We start from the raw sequence: 16,163 nt of genomic DNA on the forward strand, positions 1-16,163 counted from the left end.
CCCCAAGTGATCGGGCCGGGGCCCAGACGCCCCAGGCGAGCCGTCGGGACTCGAACCCATCAGGTGAACGGGCCGGGTGAACGCCTCAAGTGAGCTCGGCGCCCCGGTGTGCGCCGGCGGACCTGCCCTTGCCCCCGCCTTGGAGGGCGTGCCGTCGACCGCGCCGCCGGTGGACTGCGCCGGTCGGCTGTCGACCAAGGCCTGGCCGGCCGGAGGAGACGCGGTGGCACATCCCCGCTCCCCCGGAAATCACCTCCGGCTCACCCGGCCCGGCGCGTTAAGGTCGGGGCATGGCTTCGGAGGATGCGGACGAGAACGTGCACCGTGACACCGGCGGGCCGGACGGCACGGCCCCCGCCCAGGATGCCGGGGGCGCCGGTGATTCCGGGGGTTCCGGGGCTGCCGAAGCCCAGCCGCTCGATCCCAAGATCGCCGCCGCGGTGGCCGCCGCCGAGGCCGCCGGGCCGGCCCAGGGCGAGACCGTGCGGATCGACAGCTGGATCTGGGCCGTCCGCCTGATCAAGACCCGCTCCCTGGGCGCCGCCGCCTGCCGTGGCGGGCACGTCCACGTCAACGGCGAGCGCGTGAAGCCCGCCTACTCCCTACGCGTCGGTGACGAGGTGCGCCTGCGGCACGAGGGCCGGGAACGGGTCGTGATCGTCAAGCGCCTGATCCGCAAGCGCGTCGGCGCCCCGGTGGCCATCCAGTGCTATATCGACAACTCCCCGCCTCCCCCGCCCCGCGAGGCCATCGCCCCCGCCGGCCTCCGCGACCGCGGCACCGGCCGCCCCACCAAGCGGGACCGCCGCGAGCTGGAGCGACTGCGCGGACTGGGTGGACTGGGCGCGCCGCCACTGGGCGGACCGGGCGGACCGCAGGGACCCAGCGGGCCGGGCGGGCGGCCCGGGGGCCGGTAAGCCGCAGCCGTCGGCATGCACGTCATCCCCGCGGACCCGCACCCCATGTCCCCGCACGCCGGTGACGTCGGCCGGGCCCCCGCGCCCCGGCCAGCGTCACCGGCGGTGTCCCGTACGGGTCACGCCCGTCGACCCGCCTGCCGCAGCAGTCGCAGCAGGTCCGCGTTGTACCCGCGCCGGGTCCAGGCGATCAGGACGAGCGGCACGATCAGGATCAGCGGGGTCGCCGCGTACTGCCCGTCGAAGACGGTGAGCTGGACGATGAACGCGCCCACCATGAGAGCGCTCAGCGCCACCGCCGCCACCGACTGCAGCATCGGCACCAACAGCGCGACCGCGCCGGCCAGTTCGAGTGCGCCGATGGTGTACATGCCCACGCTGCCCCAGCCGATCTTGTCGAAGGACTCGACGGCCGACGGGTGCGCGATCAGCTTGGGCAGCGCGCTGGCGATCCCGTAGAAGAGGGCGAGCAGCACCTGCACCGCGCGCAGGGCGATGCGGGCGAAGCGACCGTGGAAGGTCCCGGAAGCGGCGGAGGGGGCGGAGGTGGCAGAAGTGACGGGGGCGGTGGTCTCGGACATGGAGGTCTCCTGGGGAAGCGGTCCCGGTTGCTGTCACCGAGGTAGACCGGCCGCGGCCCGAGAACTCATCGCTCTTCACCCCACCGGTACCGCCCTCACCCACGTCCCGTCCGGAGTCAGATAGGCGTCCACCTCCAGTCCTGCCTCCGCCAGCGCCTCCTCGAACTGCTCCTTGGTCAGGGGCCGGGCCAGGAATGTCTGTGTCCAGACCGCGTCCGGGAAGACATACTCGGCGCGCACCGAGTTCACCCCGCCGCCGACCGGCTCCGCCGACACGATCCGCACGGTGAAACCGCTCGGGTCGACCCGCTCCCTCGGTACTTTCGTGTGGTAGTCCTCGCCCTCCCGCTGGATGAGCACACAGCCGCCCTCCGCGACATGCCGGACGCAGGTGCGCAGCAGGTCCCGGCGCACCTCGGCATCGCCCGCGTGCACGAGGAACGACGCGAGCAGCACCACGTCGAACGTCTCGCCCAGGTCCAGCTCCTCGATCGAGCCGCATATCGTGCGGGCCCCGCGGACGCGGCCGAGCATCTCGGCGGACTCGTCCACCGCCGTGACCGTGAAGCCGCGCTCCAGCAGGGGATGGGTCACCCGGCCCACTCCGCTGCCCAGCTCCAGAATGTGCGCCCCGGCGGGCACGGCCCCGGCGATGACGTCCGGCTCGTCGCCCACCGGAAGTCGCGCGTACAAGTCGACCGCGCAGCCGTCCGGGGTGATCGCACCGGGTCCCGTTCCCTCGTGTCCCTCACGCATTTCGACCGTCATGCCCGAACAACGGGCGGCCTCCGCACGCCCGTTCCCGTCCGGCTCCGGTTCACTCGTTCGAGTCATTCACCCCGCAGCGGGAACCATCCACCATCGCGGCGGCACCCATCCCCCCAACGGAGACCGTCCGTCCCTCCAACGGAGACCGTCCGTCCCTCCAACGGAGACCATCCGCCCCTCCAACGGAGACCATCCGCCCCTACAGCGGAAACCATCCGTGCCCGATGTACCAGTGGCCCCCTGCCCGCAGATGGTCGCCGACGGCCCGCTCCACGGACGTGCGCCGCGGCAGCTGAGCGACCGGCAGGTCGGGGTCCCCGAAGACGAACTGGACGGGCTCGGTGTCGGCCGGCTCCGTGTCCTCACGGGCGACACGGAACCGCTCCTGGAAGCGGATGATGTTGGACTGCGCGGACAGGTACCGCTTCAACTGCGGGTCGAGCAGCCAGGAATGGCAGAGCACCGCCTCGGCGTGCTCCTCGGGGAAGTGCAGGGCGAAGAAGTCCCGGGCCAGTGCCAGGGAGCGGTCGCAGGCGGACGGCGTCAGCGGACCGTGGAAGTCGGGTATGTGGAGGTTCAGACATGCCGTGCCGGGTGCCGCGTCGAGGCCGGCCGCCGCGATCACCGGAGCGGTGCGCTGCCCGAGCCGCGCCCGCTCGAACTGCAGCCGTCCCAGCTGGTACAGCTCCCCGCGGAAGTGACGGACGAGCCAGCGCCGCGACTGCACCCCGGCCCTGCCGTGCCGCCTGCGGTACACCGCCATGTGACGGCCCAGGTCGGCCAGAGTGCGCCGGGAGACCTCGGGCGGGATGCCCCGCTCCCGGTGGTGGGCGAGGGTGTGCGGGAGCGCGGCGAGGAAGACGTACACGGCGAAGAGGCCGTTCAGCGTGGCCGGGGCGGACGCCAGCAGCTCGCCGAGGTCGGGTGTGCGGCCTGTCTCCTCCGGGTCCCGGAGCAGCTCCTCGACGCACCCCTCCAGAAGTCTCAGCGTGCCGGGGTCACCCGTCACCGTGCGCCGCAGCGCGACCAGTTCGTTGATGTCCTCGTGCGGCACAGCCAGATCGAGGAGCGCTTCGGGCAGGTCGTCGGCGTCCGGCAGCACTGCGCATCCCCCCTGTCGCGAGCATCGTTGGTGCGCGCCTTCGACGAAGAGTACGTTGCAAGCAGGAGTGGTGATCCGATGCGTACGGGCAGTGAGCCGGCAACCGCGCGCAGTGCACTGCGGGCGCGGTTCTGGCTGAGCGTATGGGGGCTGGTCTGGGCGATCTTCGGCACGGCGGCGTTCGCGCTGGCCGGGCACCCCGGCTGGGCGGCCGCCTGCGGGGTGCTGTGGCTGGTGGCCACCGTCGACATGGCCATGATCCTCAGACACATCCGGCAGGGTCCGCACTACCAGCCGGGCCCGGACATACCGCCGTATCGGCCGCCGGAGAGCGGTCCGCCCTTCCCAGGGCCGCCGCGGCACCGCCACCCCTGACCGGGGCCTGCGGGCTCGTCGCCGGTCAGGAGTCGAAGTCGGCCGCCTTCAGGTACTGCGGGTTGGGGTCGAGCGCGGCGGCCAGCCGGAAATGGCGTTTGGCCTGGTCGGGACGGCCCTGGCGCTCATAGGTGCGGGCGAGCGCGAAGTGCGCGAACGCGTTGTCCGGCTCGCGCTCCAGCACGATCGTGAACTCCAGCTCGGCGGGGCGCAGTTGAGCGGCCGCGAAGAAGGCACGCGCGCGCAGCAGACGGGCCGCGGTGTTCTCGGGGTGTGCGGCGATGACTCCGTCGAGCAGCTTCACCGCACCCCGCGGATCCCGTGCGTTGAGCAGTTGCTCGGCGGCGCGGAAATCGATGACATGCGTCTCCGGAGTACGTCCGGTCGAACCGCTGATCTCGGGCACGGCAAAGTCCTTCCCTCACTGCGGCGGTTCAACGCCCCGTCGCGGCCTGCTATTCCGCGTCTTCGTCTCCCGGACGGCCGTCCCCCACTCCCGTCCGGGACGCGCGCGCCCGACGCACGAGCTCGTCCCAGACCTCCGCCACGCGCTTGTGCAGCGCGTCCAGGGGTACGTCGTTGTCGATCACGATGTCGGCGATCTCCCGGCGCTGTTCGCGGGTCGCCTGCGCGGCCATACGCGCGCGTGCGTCCTCCTCGGTCATCCCGCGCAGCCGCACCAGCCGGTCGAGCTGGGTCTCGGGGCTCGCATCGACGACGACCACGAGGTCGTACAGCGGTGCCAAGCCGTTCTCGGTGAGCAGCGGGACGTCGTGGATCACGACGGCATCGCCGGCCGCGGCGCTCTCCAGTTCCCGGGAGCGGGAGCCCACCAGGGGGTGCACGATCGAGTTGAGGACGGCCAGCTTGTCGGGGTCGGCGAACACGATGGAGCCGAGCCTGGGCCGGTCCAGGCTGCCGTCCGCGGCGAGGACGTCCTCGCCGAAGGCCTCCACCACGGCCGCGAGACCGGGCGTTCCGGGCGCGACGACCTCGCGTGCGATGCGGTCGGCGTCGATCAGCACGGCCCCGTGCTCCACGAGCAGCCGTGACACCTCGCTCTTGCCGGCGCCGATGCCGCCGGTCAGGCCCACTTTCAGCATGAGCGGAAGCTTAGGCGCTGGCACGGACAGGGCCACCCCCGGCACCGGCCCGCGCCGAACGGCCGGGACGGCTGCCCTAGTTGTCGCCCTCCCGCTCCGCCAGGAACCGCTCGAACTCGCGCCCGATCTCGTCGGCCGAGGGGATGTCGACCGGTTCGGCGAGCATGTTGCCCCGGGTCTCGGCGCCCGCGGCGGCGTCGTACTGGTGCTCGAGGCCCTGGATGAGCGCGGTCAGCTCCTCGTCGCCCTCCTGGATCTGCCGGTCGATCTCCGTCTGCGTGCGGTGTGCGTCGGTGCGCAGGGAGTGCGCGACACCGGGCAGCACCAGACCGGTGCCGGCCGTGATGGCCTCCAGGACGGTGAGCGCCGCGTCCGGGTACGCGGAGCGGGCGATGTAGTGCGGGACGTGCGCGGCGACGCCCAGGACGTCGTGCCCGGCCTCCATGAGGCGGTACTCCAGCAGCGCCTCGGCGCTGCCGGGCACCTGGGCCTCGTCGAAGGGGCTGCGGTGGCCCGGGACGAGGTCGGTGCGGTTGCCGTGCGGGGTGAGGCCCACGGGGCGGGTGTGCGGGACGCCCATGGGGATGCCGTGGAAGTTCACGGACAGGCGGACCCCGAGCCGCTCCACGATCTGTCGTACGGCCGCGGCGAAGCGCTCCCACTCCACGTCCGGCTCGGGGCCGGACAGCAGCAGGAAGGGGGCCCCCGTGGCGTCCTGGACCAGCCGGACCTCGATGCCGGGCTCCTCGTACTCGGTCCAGCGGTCCCGCTTGAAGGTCAGCAGCGGGCGACGGGCCCGGTAGTCCACGAGCCGGTCGTGGTCGAAGCGGGCCACGACCTGGTGGGGCAGTGAGTCGAGGAGCCGCTCGACAATCTGGTCGCCGGTCTCACCCGCGTCGATGTATCCGTCGAAGTGGTAGAGCATGACAAGGCCGGCCGACTCCTGGGCGAGCGCCATGTCGACGACGGCCAGGCCCTTCGGCTCCCATGCGTACAAACCCTGCGGATCAAGCACTGTGACCGCTCCTCCTCGTGTTCGTCATCGACAACACGCCCTGGAACGTGGGCATTCCCCCACGTGACCCCAGCACGGACGATGTGATCAGGAACTCGAAGATCCACGACCCCGGGCACTGCAGTCCCCCCAGGGACGCGGGGAACTGCGCGACGAACCACAGCCAGCCTGCAGCCACACGACGACTGGCACCCCCGAAAAAAGGATGACCGGCCCCTCCAAAAAAGTCTGAGGGCCCGCACCTCGAAAGGTACGGGCCCTCAGAACTATCGGCTAAGCCCAGCCGCTAGCGATCAGCTCTGGCCGCCGGCCAGCTTCTCGCGCAGCGCAGCCAGCGCCTCGTCCGAGGCCAGGGCACCAGAGGTGTCCGCTCCCTCGGAGGAGTACGAACCACCGGTCGCGGCCGGAGCCGCAGCCTCGCCACCCTCGGCCGCGGCAGCGGCGTCGGCCTCGCGGGACTTGATGACCTGCTGCTGGTGCTGCTCGAAGCGCTGCTGCGCCTCGGCGTACTGGTGCTCCCACGCCTCGCGCTGGGTCTCGTAGCCCTCGAGCCAGTCGTTGGTCTCGGGGTCGAAGCCCTCGGGGTAGATGTAGTTGCCCTGGTCGTCGTAGGACGCGGCCATGCCGTACAGGGTCGGGTCGAACTCGACCGTGGCCGGGTCGGCACCGAAGGCCTCGTTGGCCTGCTTCAGCGAGAGGCTGATGCGACGGCGCTCGAGGTCGATGTCGATGACCTTGACGAAGATCTCGTCGTTGACCTGGACGACCTGCTCCGGGATCTCCACGTGGCGCTCGGCCAGCTCGGAGATGTGGACCAGACCCTCGATGCCCTCGTCCACGCGGACGAACGCACCGAACGGAACCAGCTTCGTGACCTTACCGGGCACGACCTGGCCGATCTGGTGGGTGCGGGCGAACTGCTGCCACGGGTCTTCCTGGGTCGCCTTCAGCGACAGGGAGACGCGCTCGCGGTCCATGTCGACGTCGAGGACCTCGACGGTGACTTCCTGGCCGACCTCGACAACCTCGGAGGGGTGGTCGATGTGCTTCCAGGACAGCTCGGAGACGTGGACCAGACCGTCGACGCCACCCAGGTCCACGAAGGCACCGAAGTTGACGATCGAGGAGACCACACCGGAGCGGACCTGACCCTTCTGGAGGGTCGTGAGGAACGTCTGGCGGACCTCGGACTGGGTCTGCTCCAGCCAGGCACGGCGGGACAGGACCACGTTGTTGCGGTTCTTGTCCAGCTCGATGATCTTGGCCTCGAGCTCCTTGCCGACGTACGGCTGGAGGTCGCGGACGCGGCGCATCTCGACCAGGGAGGCCGGGAGGAAGCCACGGAGGCCGATGTCGAGGATGAGACCACCCTTGACGACCTCGATGACGGTACCGGTAACGATGCCGTCCTCTTCCTTGATCTTCTCGATGGTGCCCCAGGCACGCTCGTACTGGGCGCGCTTCTTCGAGAGGATCAGGCGGCCTTCCTTGTCCTCCTTCTGGAGAACAAGGGCCTCGATCTCGTCACCGACGGCGACGACCTCGTTGGGGTCGACGTCGTGCTTGATCGAGAGCTCGCGGCTCGGGATGACACCTTCGGTCTTGTAACCGATGTCGAGCAGGACCTCGTCCCGGTCGACCTTCACGATGACGCCGTCGACGATGTCGCCGTCGTTGAAGTACTTGATCGTCTCGTCGATCGCGGCGAGGAAGGCTTCCTCGTTACCGATGTCGTTGACCGCAACCTGCGGGGTGGTGGCGGTGGTCTCGGTGCTGCTCGTCATGTGGGAAAGGGCTCCGGTACGGACATTGAAGTCGTAGGTACTGCTACGCCGGGAGCCCGTATCGCTCTGAAGAAGCCGGACAGCCAAGGAAGCGCCCCACCAGAAACTGGTGATGGCGCCTCGACAACCGAGGGGACATACAACAGATGCGAGCGCAGCCTGCTACGTCTGAGGTGCGCAGGCCCGCAGCGCAACTTGTAGCATACGGGGGCAGCCGGAAACGGTCAATGCGCGAAGGCGCACACCCGGGGCGGATCACCGCATACCCGGCACAAGAAATCGTCCCAGGAGGCCACGCAGGGCTGCGGGACCCCTTCCGTGACACGCGCGCCCGGCGGGTTGCACGGAAGAGTACGACGAGGGAGCCGATCATCCAAGAGCCCGAAACGCTCGACCCTGAAGGGTTCGAGCCGGAAGCCACCCGACGTGACGCCGGGGTCGCGGAGAGCGCCCGCGCCAACCGGGGCTGGTGGGACCGCAACGCCGACGAGTACCAGATCGACCACGGCACGTTCCTGGGCGACGACCGCTTCGTGTGGTGCCCGGAGGGCCTGGACGAGGTGGAGGCCGAGCTGCTCGGCCCGCAGGAGCAGCTGAAGGGCAAGGACGTCCTGGAGATCGGCGCGGGCGCGGCGCAGTGCTCGCGCTGGCTGGCCGCCCAGGGCGCCCGCCCGGTGGCGCTGGACCTCTCGCACCGCCAGCTCCAGCACTCCTTGCGCATCGGCGGATCGTTTCCCCTCGTCTGTGCCGACGCCGGCGCGCTGCCCTTCGCGGACGGCTCCTTCGACCTGGCCTGCTCCGCGTACGGGGCGCTGCCGTTCGTGGCCGACCCGCGGCTGGTGATGCGCGAGGTGGGCCGGGTGCTGCGGCCGGGCGGCCGGTTCGTCTTCTCGGTGACGCACCCGATCCGCTGGGCGTTCCCGGACGAGCCGGGTCCGGAGGGCCTGTCGGTGGGCTCGTCCTACTTCGACCGCACGCCCTACGTGGAGCAGGACGAGGAGGGCCGTGCGGTGTACGTCGAGCACCACAGGACGCTCGGCGACCGCGTCCGGGACATCGTGGCCTCGGGCTTCCGGCTGGTGGACCTCGTGGAGCCGGAGTGGCCGGCCTGGAACACCTCGGAGTGGGGCGGCTGGTCCCCGCTGCGCGGGAACCTGATTCCGGGGACGGCGATCTTCGTGTGCGAGCGGGACTGAGGCTCGCTCCCTCCGCCTGCTGTCTCCTGCGTTTCTTCTGCTCTTCTGCGCACGCGCGCGTGAGGGGCGTTCTGACCGTCGTACGACACTGGGGGCGTGATCCGTTACGACGCCCTGGACGCGCTGCCCGTGCGCACCGCCCTGCCCGCCCTCACCGACGCCCTGGACACGGACGGCACCGCCGTCCTGGTGGCGCCGCCCGGCACCGGCAAGACGACGCTGGTGCCGCTGGTGCTCGCGGGGCTGGTCGGCGGGGGTCCCGCGCGGCGGGTCGTGGTGGCCGAGCCGCGGCGGATCGCGGCGCGCGCGGCGGCCCGGCGGATGGCGTGGCTGCTGGGCGAGAAGACCGGCGAGAGCGTCGGTTACACGGTGCGCGGTGAACGGGTCGTGGGGCGGCACGCGCGCGTGGAGGTCGTGACCACCGGTGTGCTGTTGCAGCGGCTGCAGCGGGACCAGGAGCTCGCGGGCGTCGATGTCGTGGTGCTCGACGAGTGTCACGAGCGGCATCTGGACGCCGACACGGTGGCCGCGTTCCTGTGGGACGTACGGCAGGCGCTGCGGCCGGAGCTGCGGCTGGTGGCCGCATCGGCGACCACGGACGCGGAGGGGTGGGCGCGGCTGCTCGGCGATGCCCCGGTGGTCGAGGCCGAGGGAGTCTCGCACCCCGTGGACGTGCTGTGGGCGCCGCCCGCGCGTCCGGTGCGGCCGCCGCACGGCATGTGGGTCGATCCGGCGCTGCTGGCACACGTGGCGTCGGTGGTGCGGCGGGTGCTGGCCGAGCGGGAGGGTGACGTGCTGTGCTTCCTGCCCGGCACGGGCGAGATCGCGCGCGTGGCCGGGCAGCTCGGCGATCTGGGGGCGGTGGATGTGCTCCAGGTGCACGGGCGGGCGCCGGCCGCCGTGCAGGACGCGGTGCTGGCGCCCGGGGAGCGGCGCCGGGTGGTGCTGGCGACGTCCGTGGCGGAGTCGTCGCTGACGGTGCCCGGGGTGCGCGTGGTGGTCGACTCGGGGCTGGCGCGGGAGCCTCGGGTGGATCACGCGCGCGGGCTGAGCGGGCTGACGACGGTACGGGCGTCGCGGGCGGCCGGGCGGCAGCGGGCGGGGCGGGCCGGGCGTGAGGCGCCGGGTGCGGTGTACCGGTGCTGGACGGAGGCCGAGGACGGCCGCCTGACGGCCTTTCCCACGCCGGAGATCAGGGTGGCCGATCTGACCGCGTTCGCCCTTCAGGCGGCCTGCTGGGGCGATCCGGACGCCTCGGGGCTGGCGCTGCTGGATCCGCCGCCGGGCGGGGCGATGGCAGCGGCGCGCTCCGCGCTGACAGCGGTGGGGGCGGTGGACTCGATCGGTCGGGCCACCGAGCTCGGTGTGCGGCTGGGCCGGCTGGGGGTGCACCCTCGGCTGGGGCGGGCCTTGCTGGACACGCCCGGTGAGGGTGCCTCGGTTGTCGCTCTGTTTTCTGAAGAGGTGCCACGGGACTACGGGGATGATCTCGCCGGTGCGTTGCGGCGTGCGCGGCGTGGGGGTGATGCCTACGCGGGGCGGTGGGCTGCGGAAGTGCGGCGGCTGCGGGCCGTCTCAGGGGAGTCTTCCCACCCGCGCACCCACGACCGTCGGTCAGCAGTGGACGTCCAAGCCGGGCCGGGCACCGGTGATGACAGGCTCGTCGGGCTTGTCACCGCTCTTGCCTTTCCCGAGCGTGTCGCCAGGCTCGACGGCGCGTCGTACCTCATGGCGTCCGGGACCAGGGCCGAGCTGGACGACGGGTCCGCTCTGCGCGGGGCGCCCTGGATCGTCGTCGCCGTAGCCGATCGGCCCGGCGGAAAAGGGCACGCGCGCGTGCGGCTCGGAGCTGCCGTGCACGAGGACGTCGCGCGGGCCGCGGCCGGTCCGCTTCTGGCGGAGCGGGACGAGGTGCACTGGGCCGACGGGGATGTCGTCGCCCGGCGTGTCGAGCGGCTGGGGGCCATCGAGTTGGCCGTGCGGCCCCTGAAGGAGGTCGATCCCGTTCTCGTGCGCGGCGCTGTCCTCGAAGGGCTGCGGCAGGAGGGGTTCGGGCTGTTGCGGTGGCCGCCGGAGGCGGAGGTGCTGCGGGAGCGGCTGGCGTTCTTGCGCACGCACCTCGGGGAGTCCTGGCCGGACGTGTCGGACGAGGCGCTGCACGCGCGCGTGGACGAATGGCTGGAACCGGAGCTGAGCCGGACCCGGCGGCGGGCCGATCTCGGGCGGATCGACGCCGGGCAGGCGCTCGCGCGGCTGCTGCCCTGGGCGAGCGGGGAGGCCGCCCGGCTGGATGAGCTGGCGCCCGAGCGGATGACCGTACCCAGTGGGTCCAGAATCCGGATCGACTACGGGGACCCGGAGCGGCCCGTCCTCGCGGTGAAGCTTCAGGAGATGTTCGGGTTGCAGCAGACGCCGACCGTGGCAGGGGTGCCGCTGCTCGTGCATCTCCTGTCCCCCGCCGGGCGGCCCGCCGCCGTCACGGCCGACCTCGCCTCCTTCTGGAAGGACGGCTACAAGGGCGTACGCGCGGAGCTGCGCGGGCGCTATCCGAAGCATCCCTGGCCCGAGGACCCGGCGACGGCCGAGCCCACGCGGCATACCACCGCGCGGCTCAGGCGCTGACCGGTTCGGGTTCCGTCTCCTGCGTGGGGGCCGGGTCCTGCGGGCGGCGGCCGCGTGCCTCCAGCCAGAGGGCGAGCGAGAGGAGCAGGAGGCCGAGGATCAGGGAGCCCCGGGGCAGGTACGAGGTGAGCATCAGGATCAGGGTGCGGTTGTGCTTGACCAGGGCGACCGTGTGCTCGATGTAGTCCTCGCGCATCTTCACGTCCCCGGCGAACGCCGTCACCTTGGCCCGGCCCCCGAGCAGGGTGCCGCCGCGCAGCTCCTCCTTGTGGAGCTCCTCGCCGAACACGGGCGCTCCGGTGACCGGTTCGACCCAGAATCTGCGGACCGTGCTGTACCAGCGGGTGGTGCCGGTCCTGGCCACCGACTCGGGGGTGATGCCCTGCACGGGCATGACCTTCGGGAAGGGGACCTTCGTCCAGGGGACGGTCTGTTCGAAGTAGTAGACCTTCACGCCGCGGAAGGTCCGGGTGCCCTTGTAGTGGATGGGGCTGGTGGTGCGGGCCTGGGCGTCGAAGTACTCGTAGTCGCGCTTCTGGGTGAGGAAGGGCCACTTGAACTCGATGCCGTCCCTCTTGACCGTGTCGCCGTCGACCGCTTCGCCGGGGGCGTGGACGGGATCCTGACTGTGGGCGTCGAAGATGTAGCGCTCGGAGACCCTGGAGACCATCTTGCCGTCGGGGCCCTGGACGTAGGACAGGCCGTCCCAGACGACGACGGGCAGCCCCGCGCTCTTCTCGATCTTCTTGGCGGCCTCCACGTCGCCCCTCAGGGTCTGCACGATGGTGACCTTGGGGACCTTCCTGGAGCGCATGGTGCCGTAGTCGAGGAGAGTGGCGCCCTTGGCCTCCAGGACCACGTCCTGGTACTGGTTCGCCGGGATCCGGGCCAGGCGCGGAAAGGCGTACCAGCGCAGCAGCGGGGACAGCGCAGCGCAGAAGACGGCGCACGCGAGCAGGACCAGGCTTGCCTTGCGGCGCATTTCCGGCCTCCCTCCCGGACGGGCGCTGCTACGGGTGCGCGGGCACCGTCGTCAGCAGCGGCTTGGGGGATGTCCGGCCCGTTGGAGTACCCATGGCGGTGATCGTCAGGACCAGGGCGAGCGCGAGGGCGAGACCGGTCGCGGCGGCGATCAGGGCGCGCATGCGGGGCCTCCCGGCGGGACGGTTCCTGATGGTTCGTCAGGTGAGGCAGGCACCGTAGCAACGGGCGGCCGAGATGAGAACAGGTTGAACGCATGGACGAGGGCGCCCCTCCGCCGAGGCGGAGGGGCGCCCTGGTGTCCTCTGTGCCGTCAGGAGGTCGCGGACGGGCTCGGCGAGGGGCCCGCCGAGGTGTCGGCCGCGGCGACCTTCAGTTCGACGGTGAGGGTCGCGCCGCCGGTGGTGGTGATGCGGAGCAGGAAGGTGCCGGTGGTGTCGTCCGCGTACAGCTTCGGCAGGGTGAGCAGGCCCTTGGCGTCCGTCTGGAGGCCGGTGAGAGTGCGTACGGCCTTGCCGTCGGCGTCCTTGAAGTAGGGGCCCTTGTCGTTCTCGGTGGCGTCGTCGTCCGACTTGATCAGCGTGGCGGTGGTTGCGACCTTGTCCGCGACGGCGCCCTTGTACGTCGCCTTCACCTCGACCTGGTCGGCGAACTCGCCGCCCGGGGTGCAGGTCAGCGGGGTGTCGCTGGTGCGGGCGAGGGTGTCGGCGGCGCGGGCGGTGACGGTGGCCTGATAGTCGACACCCTTGGCCTTGTGGCCGACGACCGCCGTGGTGATCTTGAAGTCGCCGGTCTTCTCGCCCGCCTGGAGCGCCGGTGCGACCGCCACGCCCTTGGTGTCGGTGGCGACCGTGGCCACGGTCTCGCCGCCGGCGAAGGTGGCGTCGGTGTCGCCGGTGATGGTGAACCGGATCCTGACCTTGCCGACGGACATTCCGGCCTTGGTCTCGGCGCGGGTGCTGATCCGCTGGTCGAAGGCGTCACCGGCCATCGCGGTGAGCTTCGCGGTGCCCGCGTCCGCCAGATGGTCCACGGTGTCGGAGGGCGTGGGCGGCTTCGGCGGGACCGGCGGCTTCGGCGGCTTCGGGTCGGGGGTGTCGTTGCCGCCGCCGGGCTTGCCGGGATCCGGCTTGCTGGGGTCCGGCTTGCCGGGATCCGGCTTGCCCGGCTTCGGCTTGGTCTTCGGCGGGTCGGAGGGCTTCGGGGTGCTGTGGTGCTCGGTGCCGTCGTCGCTGCGGTGGGAGGGCACGCCGCCGGTGCCGTCGGGCACGGAGTGGGTGCCCTTGCGGTAGTACTCCAGCCAGTTCAGGACCAGGTTCAGGTAGTCCTGCGAGTTGTTGTAGCTGAGGATCGCGCTGTGCAGGCCGCCCTCGGTGGACATGTCCCAGCTGTTGCGGCACAGGTAGTGGCCCGCGGCGAGTGCGGCGTCGTAGACGTTGTTGGGGTCCTCCTTGCCGTCACCATTGCCGTCGCGGCCGGCCCAGGCCCAGGTCGACGGGATGAACTGCATCGGGCCGACGGCCTGGTCGTACTGGCTGTTGCCGTCGTACTCGCCGTGGTCGGTGTCCGGGATGAGCGCGAAGCCGTTGCCGTCGAGCTGCGGGCCGAGGATGTGTCCGATCGTCGTACCGTTGGCGTCGACGCGGCCGCCGCGGGCCTGGCCCGACTCGACCTTGCCGATGGCGGCCAGGAGTTGCCAGGGCAGGTTGCAGCCCGGCTTGGAGGAGCGCAGCTCGGCCTCGGCCTTCTTGTAGGCGTCGAGGACCGTGGCGGGGATACCGGCCTCGGCCTCGCCCCGGGAGACGGGCGTGCCCATGGTGGGCGACGGACTGGGGTTGGGGCTGTTGAGGGGCGGCAGGTCCGTGTAGTACGGCGAGTTGCCGGTGGCGTTGCCGGCGGAGGCCGCGTCCGGTACGGGGGCGCTGGCGCCGGCTGCGGCCTGTCTGCCGTGGTCCTCGCCGGTCACTCCTGGAGCCTGGGACGCGGACAGAGCCGCGACCGCTGCCGCGGCCACGGCGGTGGTCGCCGCTCCCTTGCGCAGCCGCCTGCCGAAATGCGCCGCCATAGAGTGAACCCTCCCGTGGACGCCGTGCGTCCGTCTCCGTCTGACTGCCTCGCTCTGGTGTGACGGTTGACCCGGTGTTCTGGTTGCCCCTGTGTCGCCTTTCCATCCGTGCGACGCATGTTCGACCGTGTATGCGGGCCGGCAACCCAGGTGACCCTACGACAACTTGCTGTGTGTGGGGAGCCGTTCACGCCCGGTTTTCACCGATTGGCCAACTGCTGTTGCCCCGGGCGCGCGGGTGACAGTCACGCATACTGGACCGACGTGATCACCGGATCCGGTGCCACGGCCGACGACCGTTCCAGGGGGCCCTGTTGCCGTTCACGCTCAGCCATGCGGCGGCCGTGCTGCCCGCCATCCGGCAGGACGGCGGTGGCCGGGGACGGCTCGTGCCCGCGGTGCTCGTCGCGGGCTCCTTCGCGCCCGACATGACCTACTACGCGGCGAGTGTCCTGCCGGGCGGGATGGAATTCGGGGCGGTCACGCACTCCTTCGCCGGTGTGGTGAGCGTGGACGTGCTCATCTCCTGGGCGTTGGTGGGGCTGTGGCTGCTCGTCCGGGAGCCGCTGGTGGCACTGCTGCCCCGGGCCGGACAGGGGCGTCCGGCGGCACTGCTGCGCTGCGGTGCGCCACGCGCGCGCGTGCGGGCCGCTTCCGTCCTGTGGTGGTACGTCTCGGCGGTGCTCGGCTCGCTGACGCATGTCGTGTGGGACGCGTTCACGCATCACGACCGGTGGGGGTCGCGGCTGATTCCCGCCCTTGGGCGGAGTCTGGCGGGCATGCCGACGTACTCATGGCTGCAGTACGGCTCGTCCGCGCTGGCCGCCGTGGTGATCACCGTGTTTGTGGTACGTGCGCTGCGGCGGGCGCCGCGCGGCGAGCCGGTGGGGGTGCCCGCGCTGTCCGTACGGGACCGGTGGCGGGCCGGTGCTGTGATCGGCGGCTGTGCCCTGGTGGGGGCGGTGCAGCGGGCGACGCAGTGGTGGGAGTACTGGGGTGCGACCGCCAAGCCCTGGGACCTGGTGCCCACGCTGTGTTTCGGGGCGGGCGCCGGACTGGTCCTCGGGGTGCTGGTGTACGCGGCCGGGGTCAGGGTGTGGCGCCCGGCCCGGGTTCCGGGCGGTCCCGGTGGGGCGGTCGGTGCGGGCCGGGGCCGGCCGGTGGCTCGGTGACCGGGGCCACGAGGGCGGGTGCCACGAAGACGGTGAGGGTGCGCCGCGGGCGGGCTCTCGGGATCAGGGTGAGCAGGAGCGCGAGGTAGCCGCGGGCCAGGTCCGCCCTGACGCGCCAGCCGGGGGCGGTGCCGTCCGTCCTGGCGGCCCGTGCAGCGAGCCGGCGCCGGAGGTCCGCTGCGGTCCTACGGGCCGTCGTGGCCAGGTCGACGGGGATGCGGGCGGTGCTTGCGTCGGCCGCGAAGGGCGGGACCGGCGAGGCAGGCGTGGCCTGGGCCGAGGCGGTGTCCGCCCGGGCCGGGGCGCCGTTGCGTGCCTCGGGCGTCCGGCGGTGGAGCATGCGTATACCCATGCCCGCAGTGTTGCGGCTGCGGGGCTCGGGGGGCGTTTTGGCGGGGGCCACGTGAGTGAAACGCCCTCCGGGGGTTGGCCGGTTTGGGTGCGGGTGGGGTGGGCGGTCTTGCGGGGCGTAGGTGGGTGGG

Annotated in this window: 16 protein-coding genes; 5 read left to right on the top strand and 11 right to left on the bottom strand. The window is 71.7% G+C overall.

The features are described from left to right. Positions 1-290: 290 nt before the first annotated feature. The gene (locus AQI88_RS04815) at positions 291-917 is read left to right on the top strand and encodes an RNA-binding S4 domain-containing protein (protein ID WP_066992379.1); all 627 of its coding nucleotides are present in this window, start codon (positions 291-293) and stop codon (positions 915-917) included. A 119-nt stretch (positions 918-1,036) separates the two neighbouring features. On the opposite strand, the gene AQI88_RS04820 is transcribed toward AQI88_RS04815, so the two are convergent. From AQI88_RS04820 to AQI88_RS04830, 3 genes are all read right to left on the bottom strand, one after another. Then, positions 1,037-1,498, bottom strand: coding sequence for a DoxX family protein (locus AQI88_RS04820; protein ID WP_066992382.1), 462 nt, complete (start codon positions 1,496-1,498; stop codon positions 1,037-1,039). A gap of 75 nt (positions 1,499-1,573) precedes the next feature. Continuing rightward, complete coding sequence (locus tag AQI88_RS04825) at positions 1,574-2,266, bottom strand: class I SAM-dependent methyltransferase (protein ID WP_244184038.1); 693 nt, start codon at positions 2,264-2,266, stop codon at positions 1,574-1,576. 199 nt (positions 2,267-2,465) lie between these two features. Continuing rightward, positions 2,466-3,368, bottom strand: coding sequence for an acyltransferase domain-containing protein (locus AQI88_RS04830; protein WP_066992385.1), 903 nt, complete (start codon positions 3,366-3,368; stop codon positions 2,466-2,468). A 78-nt stretch (positions 3,369-3,446) separates the two neighbouring features. On the opposite strand from AQI88_RS04830, the gene AQI88_RS04835 reads away from it, so the two are divergent. Then, positions 3,447-3,743, top strand: a complete 297-nt coding sequence (locus AQI88_RS04835) for a DUF6343 family protein (RefSeq protein ID WP_066992388.1) — start codon at positions 3,447-3,449, stop codon at positions 3,741-3,743. 25 nt (positions 3,744-3,768) lie between these two features. On the opposite strand, the gene AQI88_RS04840 is transcribed toward AQI88_RS04835, so the two are convergent. The 4 genes from AQI88_RS04840 to rpsA form a co-directional block, all read right to left on the bottom strand. After that, complete coding sequence (locus tag AQI88_RS04840) at positions 3,769-4,149, bottom strand: tetratricopeptide repeat protein (protein WP_066992393.1); 381 nt, start codon at positions 4,147-4,149, stop codon at positions 3,769-3,771. A 49-nt stretch (positions 4,150-4,198) separates the two neighbouring features. After that, positions 4,199-4,846 carry a dephospho-CoA kinase gene (coaE, locus tag AQI88_RS04845; protein WP_066992395.1) on the bottom strand — a complete coding sequence of 216 codons (648 nt, stop codon included), beginning with the start codon at positions 4,844-4,846 and terminating at the stop codon, positions 4,199-4,201. 76 nt (positions 4,847-4,922) lie between these two features. Next, positions 4,923-5,861, bottom strand: a complete 939-nt coding sequence (locus AQI88_RS04850; protein ID WP_066992398.1) for a PAC2 family protein — start codon at positions 5,859-5,861, stop codon at positions 4,923-4,925. Between the two features lie 293 nt (positions 5,862-6,154). Next, positions 6,155-7,645 carry a 30S ribosomal protein S1 gene (rpsA, locus tag AQI88_RS04860; RefSeq protein WP_066992403.1) on the bottom strand — a complete coding sequence of 497 codons (1,491 nt, stop codon included), beginning with the start codon at positions 7,643-7,645 and terminating at the stop codon, positions 6,155-6,157. A gap of 371 nt (positions 7,646-8,016) precedes the next feature. On the opposite strand from rpsA, the gene AQI88_RS04865 reads away from it, so the two are divergent. Further along, positions 8,017-8,841 carry a class I SAM-dependent methyltransferase gene (locus AQI88_RS04865; protein ID WP_066993655.1) on the top strand — a complete coding sequence of 275 codons (825 nt, stop codon included), beginning with the start codon at positions 8,017-8,019 and terminating at the stop codon, positions 8,839-8,841. Positions 8,842-8,937: 96 nt separating this feature from the next. Then, a complete protein-coding gene (hrpB, locus tag AQI88_RS04870) occupies positions 8,938-11,463 on the top strand; it encodes an ATP-dependent helicase HrpB (RefSeq protein ID WP_066992406.1) in 2,526 nt (841 codons plus the stop codon). Here hrpB and pgfA read toward each other — a convergent pair. From pgfA to AQI88_RS04880, 3 genes are all read right to left on the bottom strand, one after another. Continuing rightward, positions 11,453-12,445 carry a cell envelope lipid trafficking protein PgfA gene (pgfA, locus tag AQI88_RS04875; protein WP_066992409.1) on the bottom strand — a complete coding sequence of 331 codons (993 nt, stop codon included), beginning with the start codon at positions 12,443-12,445 and terminating at the stop codon, positions 11,453-11,455. The genes hrpB and pgfA overlap by 11 nt on opposite strands. Positions 12,446-12,473: 28 nt before the next feature. Then, entirely contained in the window at positions 12,474-12,608 is a 135-nt protein-coding gene (locus AQI88_RS44785) for an SPW_0924 family protein (protein WP_107118462.1), read from the bottom strand. A gap of 149 nt (positions 12,609-12,757) precedes the next feature. Further along, positions 12,758-14,509, bottom strand: a complete 1,752-nt coding sequence (locus tag AQI88_RS04880) for a lytic transglycosylase domain-containing protein (protein WP_066992412.1) — start codon at positions 14,507-14,509, stop codon at positions 12,758-12,760. A 314-nt stretch (positions 14,510-14,823) separates the two neighbouring features. Between AQI88_RS04880 and AQI88_RS04885 the strand changes: the two genes are divergently transcribed. Beyond that, positions 14,824-15,681, top strand: a complete 858-nt coding sequence (locus tag AQI88_RS04885; protein WP_066992415.1) for a DUF4184 family protein — start codon at positions 14,824-14,826, stop codon at positions 15,679-15,681. On the opposite strand, the gene AQI88_RS42630 is transcribed toward AQI88_RS04885, so the two are convergent. Beyond that, on the bottom strand, positions 15,599-16,033 hold the full coding sequence (locus AQI88_RS42630; RefSeq protein WP_208615714.1) for a hypothetical protein: 435 nt from the start codon (positions 16,031-16,033) through the stop codon (positions 15,599-15,601). The genes AQI88_RS04885 and AQI88_RS42630 overlap by 83 nt on opposite strands. Positions 16,034-16,163 lie beyond the last annotated feature (130 nt).

The organism is Streptomyces cellostaticus, from assembly GCF_001513965.1.
GTDB lineage: Bacteria > Actinomycetota > Actinomycetes > Streptomycetales > Streptomycetaceae > Streptomyces > Streptomyces cellostaticus.

Coding starts and splice junctions, on each gene's coding strand:
- AQI88_RS04815 (WP_066992379.1), top strand. CDS start 291: ATGGCTTCGGAGGATGCGGACGAGAACGTGCACCGTGACACCGGCGGG.
- AQI88_RS04820 (WP_066992382.1), bottom strand. CDS start 1,498: ATGTCCGAGACCACCGCCCCCGTCACTTCTGCCACCTCCGCCCCCTCC.
- AQI88_RS04825 (WP_244184038.1), bottom strand. CDS start 2,266: ATGACGGTCGAAATGCGTGAGGGACACGAGGGAACGGGACCCGGTGCG.
- AQI88_RS04835 (WP_066992388.1), top strand. CDS start 3,447: ATGCGTACGGGCAGTGAGCCGGCAACCGCGCGCAGTGCACTGCGGGCG.
- coaE (WP_066992395.1), bottom strand. CDS start 4,846: ATGCTGAAAGTGGGCCTGACCGGCGGCATCGGCGCCGGCAAGAGCGAG.
- rpsA (WP_066992403.1), bottom strand. CDS start 7,645: ATGACGAGCAGCACCGAGACCACCGCCACCACCCCGCAGGTTGCGGTC.
- pgfA (WP_066992409.1), bottom strand. CDS start 12,445: ATGCGCCGCAAGGCAAGCCTGGTCCTGCTCGCGTGCGCCGTCTTCTGC.
- AQI88_RS44785 (WP_107118462.1), bottom strand. CDS start 12,608: ATGCGCGCCCTGATCGCCGCCGCGACCGGTCTCGCCCTCGCGCTCGCC.
- AQI88_RS04880 (WP_066992412.1), bottom strand. CDS start 14,509: ATGGCGGCGCATTTCGGCAGGCGGCTGCGCAAGGGAGCGGCGACCACC.
- AQI88_RS42630 (WP_208615714.1), bottom strand. CDS start 16,033: ATGGGTATACGCATGCTCCACCGCCGGACGCCCGAGGCACGCAACGGC.